The sequence below is a fragment of the Nocardiopsis sp. iso_238 genome (assembly GCF_056173325.1).
Map to the genome: position 1 here is coordinate 5,328,844 of NZ_CM149668.1, position 20,001 is coordinate 5,348,844.

General features: G+C 71.0%; 17 protein-coding genes. 6 read left to right on the top strand and 11 right to left on the bottom strand.

Annotated features, from left to right (window positions below):
* Positions 1-164: 164 nt before the first annotated feature.
* Positions 165-1,715, top strand: coding sequence for a PspC domain-containing protein (locus tag AC0VYL_RS23970; RefSeq protein ID WP_475481570.1), 1,551 nt, complete (start codon positions 165-167; stop codon positions 1,713-1,715).
* Positions 1,696-1,929: a hypothetical protein gene (locus tag AC0VYL_RS23975; RefSeq protein WP_475456176.1), complete on the top strand. Its 234-nt coding sequence runs from the start codon at positions 1,696-1,698 to the stop codon at positions 1,927-1,929. The genes AC0VYL_RS23970 and AC0VYL_RS23975 overlap by 20 nt, the downstream gene beginning before the upstream one ends.
* 222 nt (positions 1,930-2,151) lie before the next feature.
* Here the strand turns inward: AC0VYL_RS23975 and rsmA are convergent, their stop codons facing one another.
* Positions 2,152-3,036 (bottom strand): 16S rRNA (adenine(1518)-N(6)/adenine(1519)-N(6))-dimethyltransferase RsmA, encoded by an 885-nt coding sequence (gene rsmA / locus AC0VYL_RS23980; RefSeq protein WP_475481571.1) that lies wholly within the window; start codon positions 3,034-3,036, stop codon positions 2,152-2,154.
* Between the two features lie 86 nt (positions 3,037-3,122).
* On the bottom strand, positions 3,123-4,298 hold the full coding sequence (locus AC0VYL_RS23985) for a ubiquitin-like domain-containing protein (protein WP_475456178.1): 1,176 nt from the start codon (positions 4,296-4,298) through the stop codon (positions 3,123-3,125).
* 310 nt (positions 4,299-4,608) lie between these two features.
* Here AC0VYL_RS23985 and AC0VYL_RS23990 point away from each other — a divergent pair, with 310 nt between their 5' ends.
* From AC0VYL_RS23990 to AC0VYL_RS24000, 3 genes are all read left to right on the top strand, one after another.
* Positions 4,609-5,703: a CaiB/BaiF CoA transferase family protein gene (locus AC0VYL_RS23990; protein WP_475456180.1), complete on the top strand. Its 1,095-nt coding sequence runs from the start codon at positions 4,609-4,611 to the stop codon at positions 5,701-5,703.
* A 160-nt stretch (positions 5,704-5,863) separates the two neighbouring features.
* A complete protein-coding gene (locus tag AC0VYL_RS23995) occupies positions 5,864-8,188 on the top strand; it encodes a hypothetical protein (protein ID WP_475456182.1) in 2,325 nt (774 codons plus the stop codon).
* 591 nt (positions 8,189-8,779) lie between these two features.
* Complete coding sequence (locus AC0VYL_RS24000; RefSeq protein WP_475456184.1) at positions 8,780-9,136, top strand: STAS domain-containing protein; 357 nt, start codon at positions 8,780-8,782, stop codon at positions 9,134-9,136.
* Between the two features lie 81 nt (positions 9,137-9,217).
* On the opposite strand, the gene AC0VYL_RS24005 is transcribed toward AC0VYL_RS24000, so the two are convergent.
* From AC0VYL_RS24005 to AC0VYL_RS24025, 5 genes are all read right to left on the bottom strand, one after another.
* Complete coding sequence (locus AC0VYL_RS24005; protein WP_475463227.1) at positions 9,218-9,949, bottom strand: M50 family metallopeptidase; 732 nt, start codon at positions 9,947-9,949, stop codon at positions 9,218-9,220.
* A gap of 355 nt (positions 9,950-10,304) precedes the next feature.
* Positions 10,305-10,748: an SRPBCC family protein gene (locus AC0VYL_RS24010; RefSeq protein WP_475481572.1), complete on the bottom strand. Its 444-nt coding sequence runs from the start codon at positions 10,746-10,748 to the stop codon at positions 10,305-10,307.
* 56 nt (positions 10,749-10,804) lie between these two features.
* Complete coding sequence (locus tag AC0VYL_RS24015; protein ID WP_475483573.1) at positions 10,805-11,749, bottom strand: NUDIX hydrolase; 945 nt, start codon at positions 11,747-11,749, stop codon at positions 10,805-10,807.
* 74 nt (positions 11,750-11,823) lie between these two features.
* Complete coding sequence (locus tag AC0VYL_RS24020) at positions 11,824-13,926, bottom strand: RNA degradosome polyphosphate kinase (RefSeq protein ID WP_475456188.1); 2,103 nt, start codon at positions 13,924-13,926, stop codon at positions 11,824-11,826.
* Between the two features lie 206 nt (positions 13,927-14,132).
* Positions 14,133-15,071 carry a lysostaphin resistance A-like protein gene (locus AC0VYL_RS24025; RefSeq protein WP_475456190.1) on the bottom strand — a complete coding sequence of 313 codons (939 nt, stop codon included), beginning with the start codon at positions 15,069-15,071 and terminating at the stop codon, positions 14,133-14,135.
* A 139-nt stretch (positions 15,072-15,210) separates the two neighbouring features.
* Here AC0VYL_RS24025 and AC0VYL_RS24030 point away from each other — a divergent pair, with 139 nt between their 5' ends.
* Positions 15,211-15,909 carry a class I SAM-dependent methyltransferase gene (locus AC0VYL_RS24030; protein WP_475481573.1) on the top strand — a complete coding sequence of 233 codons (699 nt, stop codon included), beginning with the start codon at positions 15,211-15,213 and terminating at the stop codon, positions 15,907-15,909.
* Positions 15,910-15,976: 67 nt separating this feature from the next.
* Here the strand turns inward: AC0VYL_RS24030 and AC0VYL_RS24035 are convergent, their stop codons facing one another.
* From AC0VYL_RS24035 to ehuC, 4 genes are all read right to left on the bottom strand, one after another.
* A complete protein-coding gene (locus AC0VYL_RS24035; RefSeq protein ID WP_475481574.1) occupies positions 15,977-17,488 on the bottom strand; it encodes an AbgT family transporter in 1,512 nt (503 codons plus the stop codon).
* Between the two features lie 296 nt (positions 17,489-17,784).
* On the bottom strand, positions 17,785-18,621 hold the full coding sequence (gene ehuA, locus AC0VYL_RS24040; protein WP_475456196.1) for an ectoine/hydroxyectoine ABC transporter ATP-binding protein EhuA: 837 nt from the start codon (positions 18,619-18,621) through the stop codon (positions 17,785-17,787).
* Positions 18,608-19,261, bottom strand: a complete 654-nt coding sequence (ehuD, locus tag AC0VYL_RS24045; RefSeq protein WP_475463231.1) for an ectoine/hydroxyectoine ABC transporter permease subunit EhuD — start codon at positions 19,259-19,261, stop codon at positions 18,608-18,610. The genes ehuA and ehuD overlap by 14 nt, the downstream gene beginning before the upstream one ends.
* Positions 19,262-19,269: 8 nt before the next feature.
* Positions 19,270-19,998, bottom strand: a complete 729-nt coding sequence (ehuC, locus tag AC0VYL_RS24050; RefSeq protein ID WP_475456198.1) for an ectoine/hydroxyectoine ABC transporter permease subunit EhuC — start codon at positions 19,996-19,998, stop codon at positions 19,270-19,272.
* Positions 19,999-20,001: the final 3 nt, after the last annotated feature.

Genomic DNA, 20,001 nt, shown 5'->3' on the forward strand with positions numbered 1-20,001 from the left:
TGGACGGTTCCAGCATGCCCTGTGTGACCCTCGTGGGACATCGGGGGCGCGGCCCTGGTCCGGCCCTGGTGTTCCGGTCAGGGTGGGTTCAGGGTCGTCCCGGATTCCCTTCGCGACGCATCAGAGGTCACGATGGTTCCATGAGGAAAGTGTGGTGAGCGTCCATGTCTGACGGAGAGACGCCGACCGGGGCGTCGGCGGGGAGCGATCCCCTCGGGGGCGGGGCCTTCGGGCACGGTTCCCCGGAGGACGGCTCCGCCCGGGCCGGGGCCGGGTCCTCCGAGGGTGTCGCCACGGAGAACGGCCCCGGGAGCGATTCACCGGGCCCGGTGACCGGCCCCGAGCTGCGCCGCGACGACCAGCGGCAGGCCCTGGCCGGGGTGTGCGCCGGGTTGGGCGCGTACACGCGGGTGGATCCCGTGGTGTGGCGCGCCGCGTTCGTGCTCACCGCGTTCGCCGGCGGCGCGGGGCTGCTGCTGTACATCGCGGCGTGGATGCTCATGCGGGACCCGCAGGGCGGTCCGGCGACCTTCGAGCAGATGTTGAACCGGAGCTTTCCGCCGCACGCGGTGCTGAAGCTGCTGACCCTCGGCCTGGCCGGGGCCACGGCGCTCAGCCTGGTGGGCGGGTTCGGTTGGGGGACGCTGGTGTTGGCGATCCCGCTGGTGCTGGGGTTGCTGACCGCGAGGAACCGGGGTGTGGACCTGCGGACCTCGCTGCTCGGCCTGCGCGCGGACCTGGCCACGCGGGAACCGCCGCCCACGGGGCCGCTGCCGCAGCCGGTGCCCGCCTACTACAACCCGGCCCAGCCGTGGGCCTCGGCCCCGCAGGGCCCGGTGGACCTGGCGGTGGTCTCCGAGCGCACGTCGTTGGGCGCGGACGACGATGAGGAAGACGAGGACGACGAGGAAGCGGGGCAGGAGGAGGAGCCGAGGGACGCGGACCGCCACGGCGGGGGCTGTCGTGGGGACGGTTCCGGGCACGGGCCGAAGCCGCGCTCCTCACCACTGGCCTCACACGCGGTGTGGACCGTCGTCATCATGGCGGTCGCTTGGGCACTGACCGCTCCGCACCTCGGTCCGCCGGTGTCGGAGGCGAGCGCCGCTCAGCTGCTGGTGGGACCGGAGCTCGGCGTCTTCTTCATGGCCGCCGTGGTGGCGGTGGTCGGCCTGTACGCGCTGGTCGGGACCTGGGTGGGCAACCCCCGGGGCCTGATGGTCCTCGGTGCGCTCGCCGTGCTGGGCGCGGTCCTGGTGTCCTCGGTCGACGTCACCCGGACGCGGATCGGTGACGAGCTGTGGCGGCCGACCACGGTCGCGGAGGCGCGGTCGGACGACCAGTGGCTGAACGTGGGCTCGGGGACGCTGGACCTGACGTCCCTGCCCGCAGAACTCGGCCCCGAGGGGTCCGTGGACGTGGTGGCCCGGGTGGACGTGGGGAGCCTGCTGCTGGTGATTCCGGAGGACGCCCGGGTGAACCTGGTGTCGGACGTCACGGCGGGTGCGGTCGGGATCGGCGGCATGGAACCCGACGGCGACTTCGTGGCCGGGCTGGGCGTGAACCACGAGGAGACCTTCGAGCCGACGGAGCCCCCACGGGGCTCGGAACGGACCGGGGAGACGAGGAACGGGCCGGAGGGGGTGCCGGTGATCAACGTGCACACCAGCAGCGTGGCCGGGACAGTGGAGGTGCGGTATGGCCAAGCGGGGAACTGACTGGGGATCGCTCGTCGCGGGAGTGCTGTTCCTGGGGCTGGCTGTGGCGATCGCCGTCCGGGGCAGCGGTGACTGGGAACCGAACGTGATGTGGCTGCTGCCGGTGCTGGCGGTGGGCCTGGGCGTGGCGGCGATGGCGCGGGCGCTGTTCCGGTCGCGCCCCCGGGAGGCCGAGGAGCTGCCTCCCCCGCCTCCCCCGACGGACCAGGGCTGATCGCCCCCGAGAGGGGAGCGGTGAACACGGGAAAGGGGCGTCCTCCTCGGAGGGCGCCCCTTTCCCGTGCCCGGCGACCGTTGGCGACCGGTGTCCCGCATCTGATGTCCTGACCGAAACCCCCGGTGCCGGAGTGCGGTGTCTGGGGTCCGGTGTCCGGTGTCCGGGGTCCGGTGTCCCGTGGGTGTCCGGTGTGCGTCCCCCGGGGCGGAGCTCGGGGTGCTACTCCGGGCGGTGCTCCGCGATCGCGGCGAACTCCTCGATGCCGAGGGACTCCCCGCGCGCGCTCGGCTGGACCCCGGCGGCCCGGAGCGCGGCCTCGGCCGCGGGGGCCGACCCCGCCCAGCCGGACAGCGCGGCGCGCAGGGTCTTGCGGCGCTGGGCGAAGGCCGCGTCGATGACCTTGAAGACCTCCTTGCGCGGGGCCTTCGTGCTGGGCTCGGGGCGGCGGACCAGTTCCACCAGCCCGGAGTCGACGTTGGGCGCGGGCCAGAAGACGTTCCGGCCGACCGCTCCGGCCCGGCGCGCGCTGGCGTACCAGGCGACCTTCGCGGAGGGCACCCCGTAGATGCGCCCGCCCGGGGTGGCGGTGATCCGGTCCGCGACCTCCGCCTGCACCATGACCAGCACCCGCTCCAGGCTCGGCAGGAGTTCGAGCAGGTGCAGCAGGACCGGCACGGAGACGTTGTAGGGCAGGTTGGCCACGAGCGCGGTGGGCGCGGGGCCTGGCAGTTCGGTGACGCGCATGGCGTCACCGGGGACCACCGTGAGCCGGTCGACGAGGTCGGGCGCGTGGTCCGTGACGGTGCCGGGCAGCGCCTCGGCCAGTGCCGGGTCGATCTCGATCGCGGTGACGTGCCGTACGTGCGGGAGCAGCGCGAGGGTGAGCGATCCGAGCCCGGGCCCCACCTCGACGACCACGTCGTCGGCGCCGACGCCCGCGACGCGGACGATGCGGCGGACGGTGCCGTGGTCGATGACGAAGTTCTGGCCCAGGGTCTTGGTGGGCCGGATACCGAACCGCTCGGCGAGGGCCCGCACGTCGGCGGGGGTGAGCAGGCGGGAACGGTCGGCGGGGTCGGGTTCGGGTGTCTGTGTCACCCACACATCTTGCCAGCCGCCGCCCACCCGCTCATCCACGCCGCGGGGGGCGGCCACCGGTCGGGGCGGGCTGATCGACCGGTGGACCCCGATCACTCGAAGAGGTGGACCCCGCAGTGCGGCCACTGGCTCTGCCAGTTCCCGCCGACGCTGTCGTAGAGCTGCTGGGCGCGCTGGGTCTGTTCGGCGGCGCTGGCGTCGGAGGGCAGTCCGCTGCCGCCGACCGAAGCCCAGGTGCTCGGACTGAACTGGTAGAGCCCGTAGTAGCCGCCCGCCGCGTTCACCGCGGAGGCGTCGCCCCCGGACTCGCACCGGGCCAACCCGGCCCAGTTGAGGCCGCCCGCCTCACCGCTGGCCTGGGGGTCGTCCTCCTCGGGCTTGGTACCGATCTCCACCAACCCCTCGACGGGTTCGGTGACGACCTCCTCGGAGAGTTCGTGGTCGACCTCCTCGCCGTGGCGCAGGACCCGGAGGGTGGTGACCTCCTTGAGCCCGTCCTCGGGCTCGGTCACGACCTCGCGTTCGCCCTCGGGGAGGTCGGGGTTCTCGCGTTCGACGGTCTCCGCCTCGATCACCACCTCCTCGGTCTCGGGTTGACCGAGGGCGGGCAGGACGCGCACCACCATGTCGGGTTCGGCGGGCTCGTCCGGCTTCGGGGAGACGATGTCGTGCTCACCGGTCTCGACCCCGGCGGCGCTGAGGACGTCCGCGACGGTCGCGCCCGTGGTGCGGGTCTCGGAGCGGACGGTGTCGTACATGACGACCATGCGGGGCGCGCGCTCGGCGGTCACCGTGAGGCCGTCCTCGGGGATCGGGGTGTCGTGCTCCTCGGAGAGTTCGACGCCCTCGGGGTCGAGGCCGATCTGCCGGAGTGCCTCGTCGAGGGTCGCGGCGTGCACCCGGTGGTTGAGTTCGTGGCCGTCGAGGTCGACGGTGATCTCGCGGGGTGAGCGGAGGACCACGTGGTCGCCGGCGGTGACCTCGGTGTCCGGGGAGGGGGCGACCACGTCGTGTTCACCGAGTTCGATCCCGGCGGAGTCGAGGACGTCCTGGACGCTGTCCCCGAAGGTGCTGACCTCGCTCTCCTGGCCGTTGGCGTCGAGCAGGACGGTCTTCTCCATGGCCAGGGCGGTGCCTCCGCCCGCGAGGACCAGGACGAAGGCGACGGCGCCCGCCATGACCGGCAGGGGGAGGAGGAGGGACGCCCTGGGGCGTCGGCGCCTTCGGGAACGGCGCCGGGAGCCGTTCTTCCCGGATTCTGTGGGCATGATTTCCGAGCCCTTCTTCAAGGGGTGGTCCGTGGGAGTCCTCGGTGGTGGAGGGGCTTCCGAGGGCCGAACAGGGTCACATTAACACCAGGTGAGCGTGGGTTTTTTACATGGCCCGAAAACCATTACGCTGCAAATCGTGCATTTCCCCCTATTCTTTTTTCCGCCCCGCCCCCACGCGACGGCCTGGTCTCGGGGCGGCGTAGCCTGCACAATGAACCGAACGCCGTTCTAGTCACCTGCGGATCGTCACCCCGATCGAGCCACCGCCCTTCCAGTCACCTCTCCCGACCAACGCCCCGGAGGCACCATGGGACCCCTCAACGGAATCCGCGTCGTCGAGTTCACCGGGATCGGCCCGGCGCCGATGGCCGGAATGCTCCTGGCCGACATGGGTGCCAGCGTCATCCGGATCGACCGCCCCGGGGCCGCCGAGGCCATGGCCTCCGGCTCCACGGGACCGCACATGAGCGAGGGCCGCGCCGTGCTCGGCGCCGACCTCAAGTCCGACGAGGGGATCGCCCGCGCCCGCGAACTCGTCTCCCGCGCCGACGTCCTCCTGGAGGGCTTCCGCCCGGGGGTGATGGAACGCCTGGGCCTGGGCCCCGACGACTGTCTGGAGCTCAACCCGCGCCTGGTGTACGCGCGCGTCACCGGTTGGGGCCAGGAGGGGCCACTGGCCCGCACCGCCGGACACGACATGAACTACGTGTCCGTGAACGGCGCCCTGCACTCCATCGGACGCGCGGACGGCCCTCCGGTCCCGCCGATCAACCTGCTCGGTGACTTCGCGGGGGGCACCATGTTCACGGTCACCGGAATCCTGGCCGCCCTCCTGGAACGGCGGGGCTCCGGGCTCGGCCAGGTCGTGGACGCCGCGATGGTGGACGGCAGCGCCCTGCTGATGTCGATGGTGCACGAGGACCGCGCGCGGGGTTCGTGGACCGACGAGCGCGGCACCAACTACCTCGACACCGGGGCCCCCTGGTACGACGTCTACGAGTGTGCCGACGGCCGCCACCTGTCCGTGGCCTGCATCGAGCCGCAGTTCTACGCGGCGTTCCTCGCGGGGGCGGGGCTGGACGCCGAGGAGCTGCCCGACCAGTGGGACACCGAGGGGTGGCCCCGGCTCCGCGCGCGCTTCGCGGAGGTGCTGCGCACGCGCGACCGCGACGAGTGGGGGGCGGTCTTCGAGGGGACCGACGCCTGCGTGATGCCGGTCCTGTCCCTGGCGGAGGCTCCCGACCACCCGCACGTGCGGGCGCGGGGCGCGCTCGTGCGCGAGGGCGACCGGGTCGTGGCCGGACCGGCGCCGAGGTTCGGCCGTACCCCCGGCGAGGTCACCCGGGGGCGCCCGCTGCCCGACACCGACGCGACCCTGAAGGAGTGGGGCCTCACCCCCTGACCCTCACCTCCCCCGGCCCGGACCGCTCCCCCGGCCCGGCCGTTCCCCTCCCCGGCGCACCCCGCGATTCCCCTGTCCGGAATCGCCGTTTTCCCCGCTCAGAGCCGTGTGATCACTAGGGTGGGCGACCAGTGAGGTGATCGCGATCGGGGGGACCGCCATGTCACCGAGTCGACGGCTCGGCGTGCGCTCGGAACGGTGTGCGGCCGGAGGCCGTGCCCGACAACGGGCCGGGCGCCCGGGAGGGCAGCCGGGAAGGCGCCCGCCCAGGCGCCTGTACGCCCTCCTGCTGGTGGTGGCGGTCCTGCTCTGCACGGCCCCCGCCGCCGCGGGCTCGGGGAGCCCGCCCGGGCTCGACCCGGGCCGCGCCGGACCGTCCGACGGCCCGGTCGTGCTCGTGGGCGTGCCGGGGCTGCTCTGGGAGGACGTCACCCCCGAGCACACGCCCGCGCTGTGGGAGCTGGCCGAGGCCGGGGCGATCGGCAACGTCTCCATCCGCACCGTGACCTCCCGGACCTGCCCCACGGACGGCTGGCTCTCGGTCTCGGCGGGGCAGCGCTCCCTCTCCGACCGGGAGCGCTTCACCGTGTGCGAGCCCGCTCCGGAGCCGGTCGTGGACGGGTCGGGCGCGACCGTCCCGGGGTTCCGGGACTTCGTCGAGCAGAACGCGCGGTCGGTCTTCGCCGCGCCGGTGGGCCTGCTCGGGCAGACCGTCCGCGACCAGGGCGGACTGACCCTGGCCGCCGGGCCGGGCGCCGCACTGGGAGCCGCCGACGAGTCCGGCCGGGTCGACCACTACGTCGACTCGGCGCGGGACCTCTCCCAGGAGCGCCTGCGCGGCGTCTCCCTCGCGGCGGTGGAGCTGCCCGAGCTCACCAGCCTCTACCCGGCCGAAACCGAGGACGGGGACGAGCCCGAGGAGGCCAAACCCGAGGACGTTCCGGAACAGGTCCGCGAGGACACCCTGGAGACCCTCGACTCCCGGCTGTCCGCGCTGGTCGGGAACCTGCCCGCCGGATCCACCCTGATGGTGGTCGGGGTCTCCATGGACACCGGCCCCTCACAGCTGACCGTCGCCCTCACCGGCGAGGTGACCGAGCAGGGGCTGGCCGGTCCCGCCTCCTACCTGGCCTCGGAGTCGACCCGCCGCCCCGGGCTGGTGGCCCTGACCGACACCACCGTGACGGTGCTGGCCGAGCTGGGGCTGGACGCGGGCGGCCCCACCGGCGGACGGGTGTGGCAGACCACCGACCGCCCCCAGCCGGTGGAGGAGGCGGTGGTCCGCCTGGTGGACTTCAACACCGCGGCGGTGGTGGTGGGCGCGGCCATCCCCGGGTTCTTCAGCGGGCTGGTCGCCATCCAGCTGCTCATCTACGCGGCGGCGGCCTACGCCATGCACCGGTACTCCTGGGGTGAGCGCGGCAAGCGGGCCGTGGTGCTGTCGGTGACCCGGGTCGTGGCGCTGGCGGGCGCGGCCTTCCCCGTGGCGAGCTACCTGGCCAACCTCATCCCGTGGTGGGCGACGCAGGTCCCGCCGCTGGCCCTGCTGGCGTCGGTCCTGGCCGTGGACGCCCTGGTGGTGGCGCTGGCGGTGGCCGGACCGTGGCGCCGGACCATCCTCGGCCCGATGACGGTGGTGGCGGGCGCGACCACCCTCGTGCTCTTCCTCGACCTCTGCTTCGGCGCCCACCTCCAGATGAACTCGCCCACGGGGTACTCACCGATCGTGGCCGGGCGCTTCTACGGGATAGGGAACATCGCCTTCGCGACCTTCGCCACCGGCATGCTGATGGCGGTCGCGGGCATCTCCCACTCGCTGATCTCGCGGGGCAGGCGTCGCGCGGCGGTGATCACGACCCTGCTGGTGGGGACCGCCTCGGTGCTGATCATCGGCTGGCCGGGGCTGGGCACGGACTTCGGCGGCGTGATCGCCCTGATCCCGGGCCTCGCGGTGACCACGATGATGATCGCGGGGGTGCGGATCACCGCCCTGCGCCTGGCCGCGGTGGGCGTCGTCTCGGTCACCGCGATCTCCCTGCTGGCCTGGATGGACTACATGCGGCCGGTGGAGGACCGCAGCCACTTCGGCGCGTTCGCGGAGCAGGTGGTGAGCGGGGACGCCGGGACGGTGCTCGCCCGCAAGCTGGGCGCCATGCTGGGCACCCTGGGCAACTGGCACCTGACCCTGTTGGCGGCCGGGGCCCTGGTCTTCCTGTTCGCCGTCCTCAACCGGCCGGGCAGATGGCGGATCGGCGCGCTCCAGCGTGCCTACGAGTACGCGCCGACGCTCCGGGCCGGTCTGACCGGTTCCCTGGTGACGGCACTGGTGGGGTTCGCGGCCAACGACTCCGGCGTGGCCATCCCCGCGCTGGCGCTGACCGTGGCGGTCCCGCTCACCCTGTCCGCGTGTGTGTGGGCGCTCCAGCAGCGCGAGCGGGAGCCCGAAGAGGACCCGGTGGAGACCGCATACGTCCCCAAGGCGTGATCCATACACCAGTAATCCAGGAAACGGTCAATCGGCGGGGGCACGACCTTGCGTCGCTCCCGTCACGAAACGGCCACGGCCCTGTGGTAAAGTCCGAGGCTGGACGGCCCCGACACCAACGCGTCCCAGCGCCCTGACGGCGCGCCGGGAGGAGTCGGGTCCACCGGGGACCACCGGCCCAGTCACGGTCCCCGCCGCGGCCCACCGGGGAATGCCCGCCGCCGCGGGCGGGTTCTCACTGGCGGAGGGCCCGGCCCGGCCGCCGGCTCCGGCAGGACGGCCGAGCACGGGGACACCATGAACCGCGCCCTCGTCGCACGACGCAAGTCACACCGATGACACACGGCACCAGGAACGCCTGGCCCAGGCCAGGCGTTGTAGGGGTGCCGTGCTTTTCCGAGCAAACCAGGCGAGAAAGGCGTTTCCTCCCCGGTTCCCAGCCCGGGGCACCACGCAAGGAACTTGATGAACCATCAGCTTGGCTCACGCGGTAACGCAACCATCGCACCGGTCACCGCACGTCCCCGGTGGGGAGACGTTCGGCCTGCCTCGTCGACCCGTCGGGCACGGCCCGAGTACGCCGGAGTCGCCATGCCCGACCTGACCATTTCCTCCACCCTCCATGAGGCCGGAAGAGTCCTGGCCCTGGACGGGGAGATCGACATGGCCACCGAGAACCGCTTCCAGGAGGCGGTCACGGAGGCGCTGACCACGCAGCCCTTCGGTCGCGTCGTGCTGGACTGCGCCGATCTGCGGTTCATCGACTCCAGTGGGCTGCGCGTGCTCATCCGAGCCCACAAGGCCGCCAAGGAGCAGCAGGCCCTCCTGGTGATCGCCGCTCCGGTGCCGCGCGTCACGCAGATCCTGCGCGTCACCTCGCTGGACACCCGCATCCCGGTGTTCTCCTCGGTCGCCCTGGCGCTCAGCGCCCCGCAGACCGCCCAGTAGCCCCGCCCGCCTCCGGGCACCACGAAGGCCCCGCGTCAGGACGCGGGGCCTGTCTTCGTGTGTGGGGGCGGCGTCCGCCGGTCAGAAGAACAGCAGCCACACGCCCAGTAGGGTGACGGCGGCGTTCACCAGCAGGAACACCCCGACCCAGAGGGTGCCAGGCAGGCCGGTGAGGCGGGCCAGCTGGTCCGCGTCGGAGTGCGGGGAGGGGTTGCGCACGCGCTGCGACTGGAGCTCGATGACCGGACGCACGCCGGCGAACAGCAGGAACCAGATGAACAGGTAGGCGAAGGCCCCCTGGACCTCGTCCGGGGTGAACCAGCTGACGCCGAAGACCAGCGCCCCGGTGACCACGATCGACAGCACGCCGTAGAAGTTGCGGATCATGAGCAGCATGGCGGCCAGCACGACGATGCTCAGCCACAGCAGCGCGGTGATGTAGCCCGCCTTCAGCATCATGATGCCGAGGAGGCCGATCACGCTCGGGGCGACGTAGCCCGCGAAGACCGTGAGGATCATGCCGATGCCGGTGGGCCTGCCCCGGGAGACCGTCACCCCGGAGGTGTCCGAGTGCAGTCGGATCCCGGTCAGCTGACGTCCGCTGAGCAGGGCCACGAGTGCGTGCCCGCCCTCGTGGGCGATGGTGACGACGTTGCGGGCCACCCGCCAGGGCGGACCCAGCAGCACCGCCGCCAGGGCCACCACGGCGGTCGTGACGATGATCCACTGTTCCGGATCGGGCTGGCCGGTCACCACGTCCTGCCACACGTCGCCCAAGCTCGTTCCCACCACTGGTCTCCCGACTTCCCGCATCGACCGGTGCGCGCCCGCCACCGGAACTCCCTGTCAGCGGGCCCGCTCACCCGGCGCCGCGGCGGCTGGGAGGCGCGGGGGAACGCGGCCCTTGCCGAACTTTAGGGCATTTCGGAGAGTGCCGTGTGTGTCGGGCTGCCGCGGACCGGACCGAAACGGGCGCCGCTCCGGGCCTCGGTGAACTGGTCGAACGCCCCCGGACCGGCCCGGGGGCCGCCGCCGTCTCGGTGTCCGACCGCTCGGGACCGGTCCGCGCACGCGGCGGGCCCCGGCCGTGTGACCGGGGCCCGGAGTGCGCGTGGGGGGTGGGGGGGTGGGGGGTGGGGGGTGGGGGCCGCGTCAGCCGGAGCGCGGGTCAGACCTCCTCGGCCTCGGCGGCCGCCTTGAGCCGCTCCAGCGTCCGGACGATCCCCCGCGCGTTGCGCGCGGGGGCTCCGCTCAGCACGTAGAAGGCGGTCTGGCCCCGTGAGTAGTCGAAGGTCTCGGTGACCAGGGTCCCGCCCTCGGGCAGCTCCCTGAGCTCGTAGCGCCAGCGGTGCGAGCCCACGTGCTTCCAGGCGATGAGCCGCCCCTCCTCGAACTCCACCACGCGGTTGGTCATCCGGTAGGGGAGGCCGAGCATCTTCATGTCCATGCCGAACTCGGAACCGAGTTCCAGCCGCTCCGGGCCGTGCTGCGCGCCCTGGACGGTGCCGGAACCGTCGAGCACGGCGTGCTGGGACGGTGTGGCGACGAGGTCGAAGATCCGCTTGGCCGGTGCGTCGACCACGACGCTCCGGGCCACCATGTGTTTGGGCATGACGGAATCATGTCACCGTCGCGGACCACTCCCCCACCGGGGTTGTCGGGCGGGGTTCACTCGCGAACCTCGTGCCGCTCCACCCCGGCCAGCTCGCCCTCCGAGGAGATGTGCAGGACCCAGAACGACCCCTTGCGCAGGCCGCGCTGCTGCGACAGCGGTGCGCCGAGGCGGGTGAGCGCCTCGGTGAGCAGGTGCGGGACCAGCTCACCGTGGGTGCAGACGACCGTCGGCCGCCGCTCGTCCAGGACCCGCGCGATGACCTCCCGGGCGTCCTCGACGTCGTGGCCCCCGCCCTCGGCCCCCACCGTGAGGGCGCGTTCGGTGCTCATGGGGACGTCGCACTCGACCGTCAGCGGGAGCAGGGACTCCGTGCAGCGGGCCGCCGCCGAGGACACCGCCCGCAGGCTCCCGTAGGCGCCCAGCACCCGGGGCAGGGCCAGGGCGTCGGCGCGGCCGGTCGCGTCGAGGGGCCGCAGCAGGTCGCTGTCGGTCCAGGAGCGCTTCTCCCCCGCTGACAGGTGGCGCAGCAGGATGATCGGGAAGGTCCGGGCGGGGCCGACCCGGAAGTTGTCGAGGACCTGGACGTCGTGGTCGTAGGTGAGACGGGTCCGGGCCTCCGCGACGGGGACCCACTCGACCGTCTCCACCTCCTCGTTGGGTTCGTAGTCGATCCGCCCTCCCGGCTGGGCGGGGGTGGCCGCCCACCACTCCACCTGCTTGGGCCAGCCGTCCTTGAGGTAGCGCTGCGGAGGGAGGCGGCGCCCCATGACGGGGGTCAGGCCGGTCTCCTCCTCGACCTCGCGGACGGCGCCGATGATGGGGTGTTCGCCGTTCTTGAGCTTTCCCTTGGGCAGGGTCCAGTCGCCCCGGTCCGGCCGCCGGATGAGGACGACCTCCCGGCCGGAGGGGCCGTCGCGCCAGAGCACGGCCCCGCCCGCCCGGATGGGTTCCAGATACCCGCCGACCGCCGTGTCGCGCGGCGGGAACGCGCTGGTCATACGGATCTCGGGGGCGTTCGTCTCCGGGGGTCCCGCGTCGGGGCCCCCGTGACCGGCCCCGTACTCGTGGGTGTTCACCCGTCCACCACTCTCAGGTGCCGGTCGCCTCGCAGGGTGTCCTGGAGGTCGACCAGCGGTTGGCCCTCCTCGTCACGGGTGACCCGGTTCCATGAGCCGTCGGGTTCGAGCCGCCACGAGGAGGTGCTGTCGGACATCGCCAGGTCCATGATGCCCACCAGACGGCGGCACTGCTCGGGGTCCGCGATCCGGACGAGGGCCTCGACGCGCCGGTCGAGGTTGCGGGGCATGAGGTCGGCGCTGCCGATCCAGACCTTGGGGCGCCACCCGTTGGCGAAGACGAACACCCGTGAGTGTTCGAGGAAGCGGCCCAGGATGCTGCGCACCCGGATGTTCTCGGACAGGCCCGGTACCCCGGCGCGCAGGACGCAGCTGCCGCGCACCCACAGGTCGACGTCCACCCCGGCCTGGGAGGCGCGGTACAGGGCGTCGATGATCTCCTCGTCGACGAGGGAGTTCACCTTGATCCTGATGTGGGCGGGCTCGCCCTTGAGGCGGTTCTCCACCTCGGTCTCGATCTGCCTGAGCAGTCCCTGGCGCAGGGCGGCAGGGGCGACCAGGAGCCTGCGGTAGTGCTTCTTGCGGGAGAACCCGGTGAGGCTGTTGAAGAGGTCGCTGACGTCCTCACCCACCTCCGAGGCGGCGCTGAACAGGCCGAAGTCCTCGTAGATCCGCGCGGTGCTCGGGTTGTAGTTGCCGGTGCCCACGTGGCAGTAGCGGCGGAGCAGGCCGTCGTCGTCCTGGCGGATGACCATGGACAGCTTGCAGTGGGTCTTGAGCCCCACGACCCCGTAGACGACGTGGCAGCCCGCCTCCTCCAGCTTGCGGGCCCACTGGATGTTGTTCTGTTCGTCGAAGCGGGCCTTGACCTCGACCAGGACCACGACCTCCTTGCCCTCCCGCGCCGCCTCGATCAGCGACTCGACGATCGGTGAGTCGCCGCTGGTGCGGTAGAGGGTCTGTTTGATCGCCACGACCTTGGGGTCGGTGGAGGCCAGGGCGAGGAACCGCTCGGTGGTGGTGGCGAAGGACTCGTAGGGGTGGTGAACCAGGACCTCGCGTTCGCGGATGGTCGCGAACAGGTCGCCGGAGGTGAGGGCGCGCGGTTCGACCGGGACCATGGGCGGGTAGCGCAGGTCGGGGCGGTCGGTGTCCGCGATCTGGGCCAGCCCGGCCAGGTTGAGCGGGCCGGGGACGCGGTAGACCTCCTCGTCCTCGGCGCCGAGCTGCTGGCTGAGGATCGACAGCACCTCGTCGCTGATGGACTGTTCGACCTCCAGGCGCACGAGGGGGCCGAAGCGGCGGCGCAGCAGTTCGTTCTCCAGGGACTGGACGAGGTCGTCGGTCTCGTCCTCGTCGACCTCCAGGTCGGCGTTGCGGGTGACCCGGAAGGCGTGGTGCTCGACCACCCGCATGCCCTCGAAGAGCTGGGGCAGGTGCGCGGCGATGATGTCCTCGACCGGGACGAAGCGGCCGCCGCCGTGGGTGGTGAGCTCGATGAACCGGGGCAGGGCGCTGGGCACCTTGACGCGGGCGAACATGTGCCGGTCGTCGCTGGAGTCGCGCACCGTGACGGCGAGGTTGAGCGAGCGGCCCGAGATGTAGGGGAAGGGGTGCGCGGAGTCGACGGCGAAGGGCGTCACCAGCGGGTAGATGGAACGGCGGAAGTAGCCGTGCAGGTACTCGCGTTCGCGGTCGTCCAGTTCGTTCCACCGGACGATGCTGATGCCCTCCCTGGCCAGGGCGGGGGCGACGCTGTCCTCGAAGCAGGCGGTCAGGCGCAGGATCTGGTCGTGGGTGAACAGGGAGATGCGCTCCAGCAGGTCCCTGGGGTGGTGTCCGCTGGGCGAGGCGACGGACAGCCCCGTGGCCAGGCGGCGTTTGAGGCCGGCCACCCGCACCATGAAGAACTCGTCCAGGTTGCTGGAGAAGATCGCGAGGAACCGCGTCCGTTCGAGCAGCGGGATGTCCTCGTCCTCCGCGAGTTCGAGCACCCGCTGGTTGAAGCGGAGCCATCCCTCCTCTCGGTCCATGAACCTGTCGGCGGGAAGGTCGGCGGTGGCGGGTCCCGCTGGCGTTGGCGCTGATTCCGTGCTCACAGTGGGCAGACTCCCCCTTTTTCATGACCACACGGTGACAACCCCGTGAGGGGAAAATGACCGCAACGCGACTGCTATGGAGCATCTGTACCCATATCGCTGCCCGTGTCCCTGGACGACGGGCAAGTTTTCCCTCATGACGCGACCACGCGCCCCACCTGACCTGGCGGGACGCGCGTGTTGGCGGGCGTTGTCGGGCGTCGGTGCTACTGGCCGATACCGATCTGGAGGTCGGGCGGGAGGATGAGCAGGAACATCGACACGCGCATGAGGATGTTGATCCACGTGTTGCGGAAGCACGCCCACAGGTATCCGTAGAGCAGACCGGCGGCGCCGTAGGTGAGCATCGCCATGCCGGTGTCGTGTACGAAGTCGATGCCGGGCAGTTGGGAGACCGCGTCGTAGGGCTGGATGAACGCGTAGGTCATCGCGAACACCACCGAGGTCAGCACGATGCCGCCCCAGCGCCCCAGGAGCAGTTCGAGTCGGCTCTGCATCATGCCCCGGAAGAAGATCTCCTCGCAGAGGGCGATGACGGTGAAGGCGACCAGCATGGCGTACAGGGTGAGCGAGGGCGGGGGCAGTCCGATGTGCGGCGTGATCAGGAGGCCGATCAGCAGCACCGAGACGACCACGGGCACCACCCCGAGCCAGCGCCAGGGTTCGCTCACCTTCAGCGCGATCGAGGGCATGGCCGTACCCTTGCCGTCGACGGTCAGGCCCGAGCGGTCCAGGATCAGCAGCGGGACGGCGAAGAGGAACAGCAGACGCGAGACCAGTGCGACGGACATCGCGAGGTCCGGGGAGACGCCGGTCTGCTCCCCGTAGACGGTGAAGATCCACGACAGCACGACCATCGAGAGGACCAGCCCCGCGAGCAGGAGCACCATCCAGCCGAGTTCACGGTAGACGGGGTGCCCGTCCATGGCGGCGGCGATCCGCCGGTCGAGCTCCTCCCGCCGCCCGAACGCCCGGACGAGCCCCCAGGCGATGACCATGCCGATCACCATCGGCATCCAGGAGATCAGGAACAGCACGGACGACCCACCGACGTCGTCCCGCATCGCCGGGCGGATGAGCGCCGGCCCGATGATCAGGACGGCGGCGAGGGCGACGGCCCAGGCGAGCCCCCATCTTCGCACCATGGTCACAAGTGTCCCCCCTGTCTCAGAACACACATTCTGCACCAGGGAAAACTAAAAGCGACTTAATGACTACGGTATGTCGTTACCCCGTTGTCACCGGCGTCCCGACACGCGCGGTGAACCAGGAAGAGAGCCCCCCGTGACCCACAGCGACTACGACGCCTTCGCCGAGGCGTACTCGGCCGACAACGACTCCAGTCTCATGAACGCCCACTACGAACGCCCCGCCATGCTGAACCTGGCGGGTGAGGTCGAGGGCCGCCGCGTCCTGGACGCGGGCTGCGGTTCCGGCCCCCTCGCACTGGAACTCCGGAACCGGGGCGCCGTGGTGGCCGGGTTCGACTCCAGCGCGGAGATGATCGGACTGGCCAGGAAGCGCCTCGGGGACGACATTGACCTGCGCGTGCTCGACCTCGCGGAACCGCTCCCGTACTCCGACGGCGCGTTCGACGACGTCGTCTCGTCCCTGTCGCTGCACTACCTCAGGGAGTGGGCGGGGCCGCTCCGGGAGCTGCGCCGGGTCCTGCGGCCCGGGGGCCGTCTCCTCGTCTCCGTGGACCACCCGGCGGCCCACGTGCTCATCAGGCCGGACACCGACTACTTCACGGTCGCCCCCTGGCTGGTGGAGGAGGAGTTCCGGGGAGTCCGGGCCGTCCTGAACGTCTGGCACCGCCCGCTGCACGCGATGGTGAAGGACTTCACCCGGTCCGGGTTCCGCGTCGCGGACATCGACGAACCGCCCGTCGCGGAGGACACCCCCGCCCACCTGCTGCCCGAGTTCCGCCACGGGCACACCCGGTTCCTCGGGTTCCTCTTCTTCGTCCTCGTCGCCGAGTAGGCCCGCCCGGACACACGCGGGGGCGGGGCCCGCCCGGACCCCGCCCCCGTCGATCACCGACCACCGCCTAGTAGGTGTAGGACGAGCCCGGCCCCAGGGGGATGCCCAGGCCCCACCAGAGGAAGAAGAACAGCGACCAGCTCACGAAGACCGTGACGCTGATCGGCATGGTCAGCGAGATCATCGTGCCGACGCCCGCGTCCTTGCGGTACTTCTGGAGCAGGCCCAGCACCAGGATGAAGTAGGCGCTCATCGGGCTGATGATGTTGGTGGCCGAGTCGGCGATCCGGTAGAGCGCCTGGGTGGTCTCGGGGCTGACCCCCATGAGCATGAACATCGGGATGAACACCGGGGCGATGAGGGCCCACTGGGCCGAACCGCTGGTGATGAAGACGTTCAGAACGGTCGCCAGCAGCAGGAACCCGACGAAGAACAGCACCGGGTGCACGCTGAGCGAGTCGAGCATGTCCGCGCCGGAGACGGCGATCACGTCGGCCATCCCCGACCAGGAGAAGTACGCGATGAACTGGGCCGCCGCGAAGAACAGCACCAGGACGGGGGCCAGCTCCCGGACGCCGACGGCCATCGCGGGCGGCACCGAGGCCGTGGTGGGCAGGGATCCGACGACGCGTCCGTAGACCATGCCGACGATGAGGAACCCGACGGCGAGGACCACGGCCACGCCGGTCAGCATGGGTGAGCTCAGGAGACCGCCGTCCTCACCGCGCAGCGGCGACGCCGGCGGGAGCACGATCGCGGCCAGGGCGCCGAGGTAGAGCACGAGCGCGATCCCGGCGAAGCGCAGGCCCCTGCGCTCCTCGCCCGTGAGGAGCATGGAGCCCAGGTCGCCCGCTCCGCCGTCGCCGTCCTCCTGGACCTTGTCGGTCAGCTTCACCAGCACCAGCTCGGTGAGCAGGGTGATGACGACCGCGAGGAAGAGGGCGGAGACGAACGTGAAGAAGAAGTTCGACAGCGGGTTGACCACGTAGTCGGGGTCGATGATCTGGGCGGCGCTGGTGCTGATGCCCGACATCAGCGCGTCGGTGAGGGTGACGGTCAGCGCGGCGTTGTATCCGGCGCTGACCGAGCCGAAGCCGACGATGAGGCCGAGGACGGGGCTGCGCCCGACGGCCTTGAAGACCATGGCTGCCAGCGGGATGAAGACCACGTAGGCCGCGTCGGAGGCGACGCTGGCGCAGATGCCGGTGAGCACCACGGCGAAGGTCAGCAGCTTCTTCGGCACCCGGGTGACGCTGCCGCGCAGCGCCGCCGTGATCAGGCCGCTCTGCTCGGCCACCGAGACGCCGATCATGACCGACACGATCAGCGGCAGCGGCGGGAAGGCCGCGAAGTTGGCGACGGCGTCACCGACGATGAAGTGCAGGCCCTCGGGGCTCAGCAGGCTGCGGACCGCGATGGTGGAGCCGTCAGCCGGTGAGACGACCGAGACGTCCAGCGCGCTGAGCGCGGCGCTGGTCAGGATCACCAGGCCGGCCATGATGACGAAGAGCCAGAACGGGTGCGGCAGCTTGTTGCCGACGCGTTCGATGGCGGAGAGGACGCCGAGAGTCAGTCGCATCCTGCGTGTGGGGGGCTTGGCCCCGTTCTGCGTTGTGGTCAACGGTCTTCCTAAGAAGGCCAGAGGCCTGGAGTCTCACGGGAACGGGCTCGGCGGGATACGCGCGAGGGAACCCGGCAAGCGGCCTGGGTACGGTCAGGTGTCCTGGAGGTGCACTTGTGGTGCAACCGACAGTGAATCATGGCCACGGCAATGGTGTGACCATCCCATGACTCCCGGCCTTCGCGGACACCTTCCCACGTCAGAGGCGGGGCGGGCGGCGCCCGCCCCGCTCTCGCGGGCTTCCCTGGAGGGGACTAGTGCCCGTTCTCCAGGACCGACTTCAGGAAGGTCTTGGTCCGCTCCTCCTGGGGGTCCCCGAAGATCTGGTCCGGGTGCCCCTCCTCGGCGATCCGGCCCTGGTCGAACATGAGGACCCGGTGGGACACGTCCCGCGCGAAGCCCATCTCGTGGGTGACGCACAGCATCGTGATGTCGGTGGTCTCGGCCACCTCGCGCAGCACGTCCAGCACGCCCGCCACCAGCTCCGGGTCCAGGGCGGAGGTGACCTCGTCCAGCAGGAGGATCTCCGGGCGCATCGCCAGGGCGCGGGCGATCGCCACGCGCTGCTGCTGGCCGCCGGACAGCTGGGTCGGGTGGGCGTCGATCTTGTCGCCCAGGCCCACCAGGTCCAGCAGTTCCTCCGCCCGGGCACTGGCCTCGTCCTTGGACAGGCCGAGGACGTGGACCGGCGCCTCCATGATGTTCTTGCGAACCGTCATGTTGGGGAACAGGTTGAACTGCTGGAACACCATGCCGATGCTCTTGCGGCGCTGCCGCAGGTAGCTCTCGCTGGCCGGGGCCAGGCCGCTGCCCTTGGGCATGTGGCTGAACGGCTCCCCGCCGATGTTGATGCGGCCCTCGGTGACCTTCTCCAGCGTCATGAGCAGACGCAGGATGGTGGTCTTGCCCGAGCCGCTGGGCCCGATCAGGGTGACACGTTCTCCGGCGGCCACACCGAAGTCGAGGTGGTCCAGGACGGTGAGGTCGCCGAAGCGCTTCACCACCTGGTCGAACTCGATCAGCGGTCCGTCGGCGGCGCTGTCTCCGACACCTGGCGCCGTCGTGTTCTCAGGGGTATCAGACGGCGACATATCGCTTCTCCAGTCGTCGAATCACAATCGCGGACGGGACACTCACCAGGAGGAAGAGGAACCCGACCATGGTGAACGTCTCCACGTAGCGGAAGTCCTTGCTGCCGACCTGCTGGGCCACGGCCAACAGCTCGACGACTCCGATCGCGAAGAGCAGGGGCGTGTCCTTGAACATCGCGATGAGGTAGTTGCCCAGCGCGGGGATGACCCTGCGGATGGCCTGGGGCAGCACGATCGCCGTCCAGGTCCGCGAGGTCGGCAGGCTCAGCGCCCGGGACGCCTCCCACTGCCCCTTGGCCACGCCCTCGATGCCGGAGCGGTACACCTCGGCGGTGTAGGCCGCGTAGTGGACGCCGATGACGACGACGCCGATGGTGAACACCGAGATGTTGGCGGGGGACAGCGCGAAGACGAACACCAGCTGGATCACCAGCGGCGTCGTCCGGATGAACTCCATCAGGAAGTGCAGGAGGGTGCCGAAGACCGGCACCCGCCGGACCACCGCGATGAGCAGGCCGAGGGTCAGGGCGATGGCGTAGCCGATCACCGTCGCCTGGATGGTGACCAGCAGGCCGCTGAACAGGTCGGGCAGGACCTGGCCGGTGTACTGGAAGTCCCACAGGCCGTTCACGAACTCCATGAGGCCGTTCACTTGGCCACCCCCACCTTCGTACCGACTGTCGGGGGTCGCAGGAGCCCGATGATCCCTCCGCCGGACGGCGGGACGCGGCCCAGCTTGCGGTTGGCCCGTCGTTCGAGGAGCCGCACGCCGAAGATGAGGACCTGCGCGATCAGGTAGTAGAGCGCGAAGGCCACCAGGAAGACCGGGATCGTCTCACCGGTGAGGCGGCGCAGGTCGTCGGCGATCCAGGACAGGTCGTGCATCGACACCAGGTAGACCACGGCCGTGGCCTTCATCAGCTCCACGACCAGGTTGCCGAAGGTCGGCAGCATCTGCGCCCACGCCTGCGGCAGGACCACCAGGCGCATGCGCTGCGCCCAGGACATGTTCAGGGCGACGGTCGCCTCGACCTGCGCCCTGGGCACGGCGTTGATCGAGGAGCGCACCACCTCGGCCCCGTAGGCGCCGAGGTTGAGGCCCAGCGCGAGGATCGCGGCGAACATGTCCTCCAGCTGGAAGCCGCTCACCAGGGGCAGGGCGTAGATCAGCCAGTACATGACGACCAGCGCCGCGATGCCCCGGAACACCTCCACGTACACCGTGGCGACGGCCCGCGGCAGCCAGTGCCGCATCGTGCCCATGATCCCGAAGGTCATCGCCAGGACGAACGCCAGGACGATGCCGCCGAGCGTGAGCTGGATCGTGAGCAGCGTCCCGTCGAGGAAGCGCGGCCACTGTGCGATCAGGAACTCCACGCG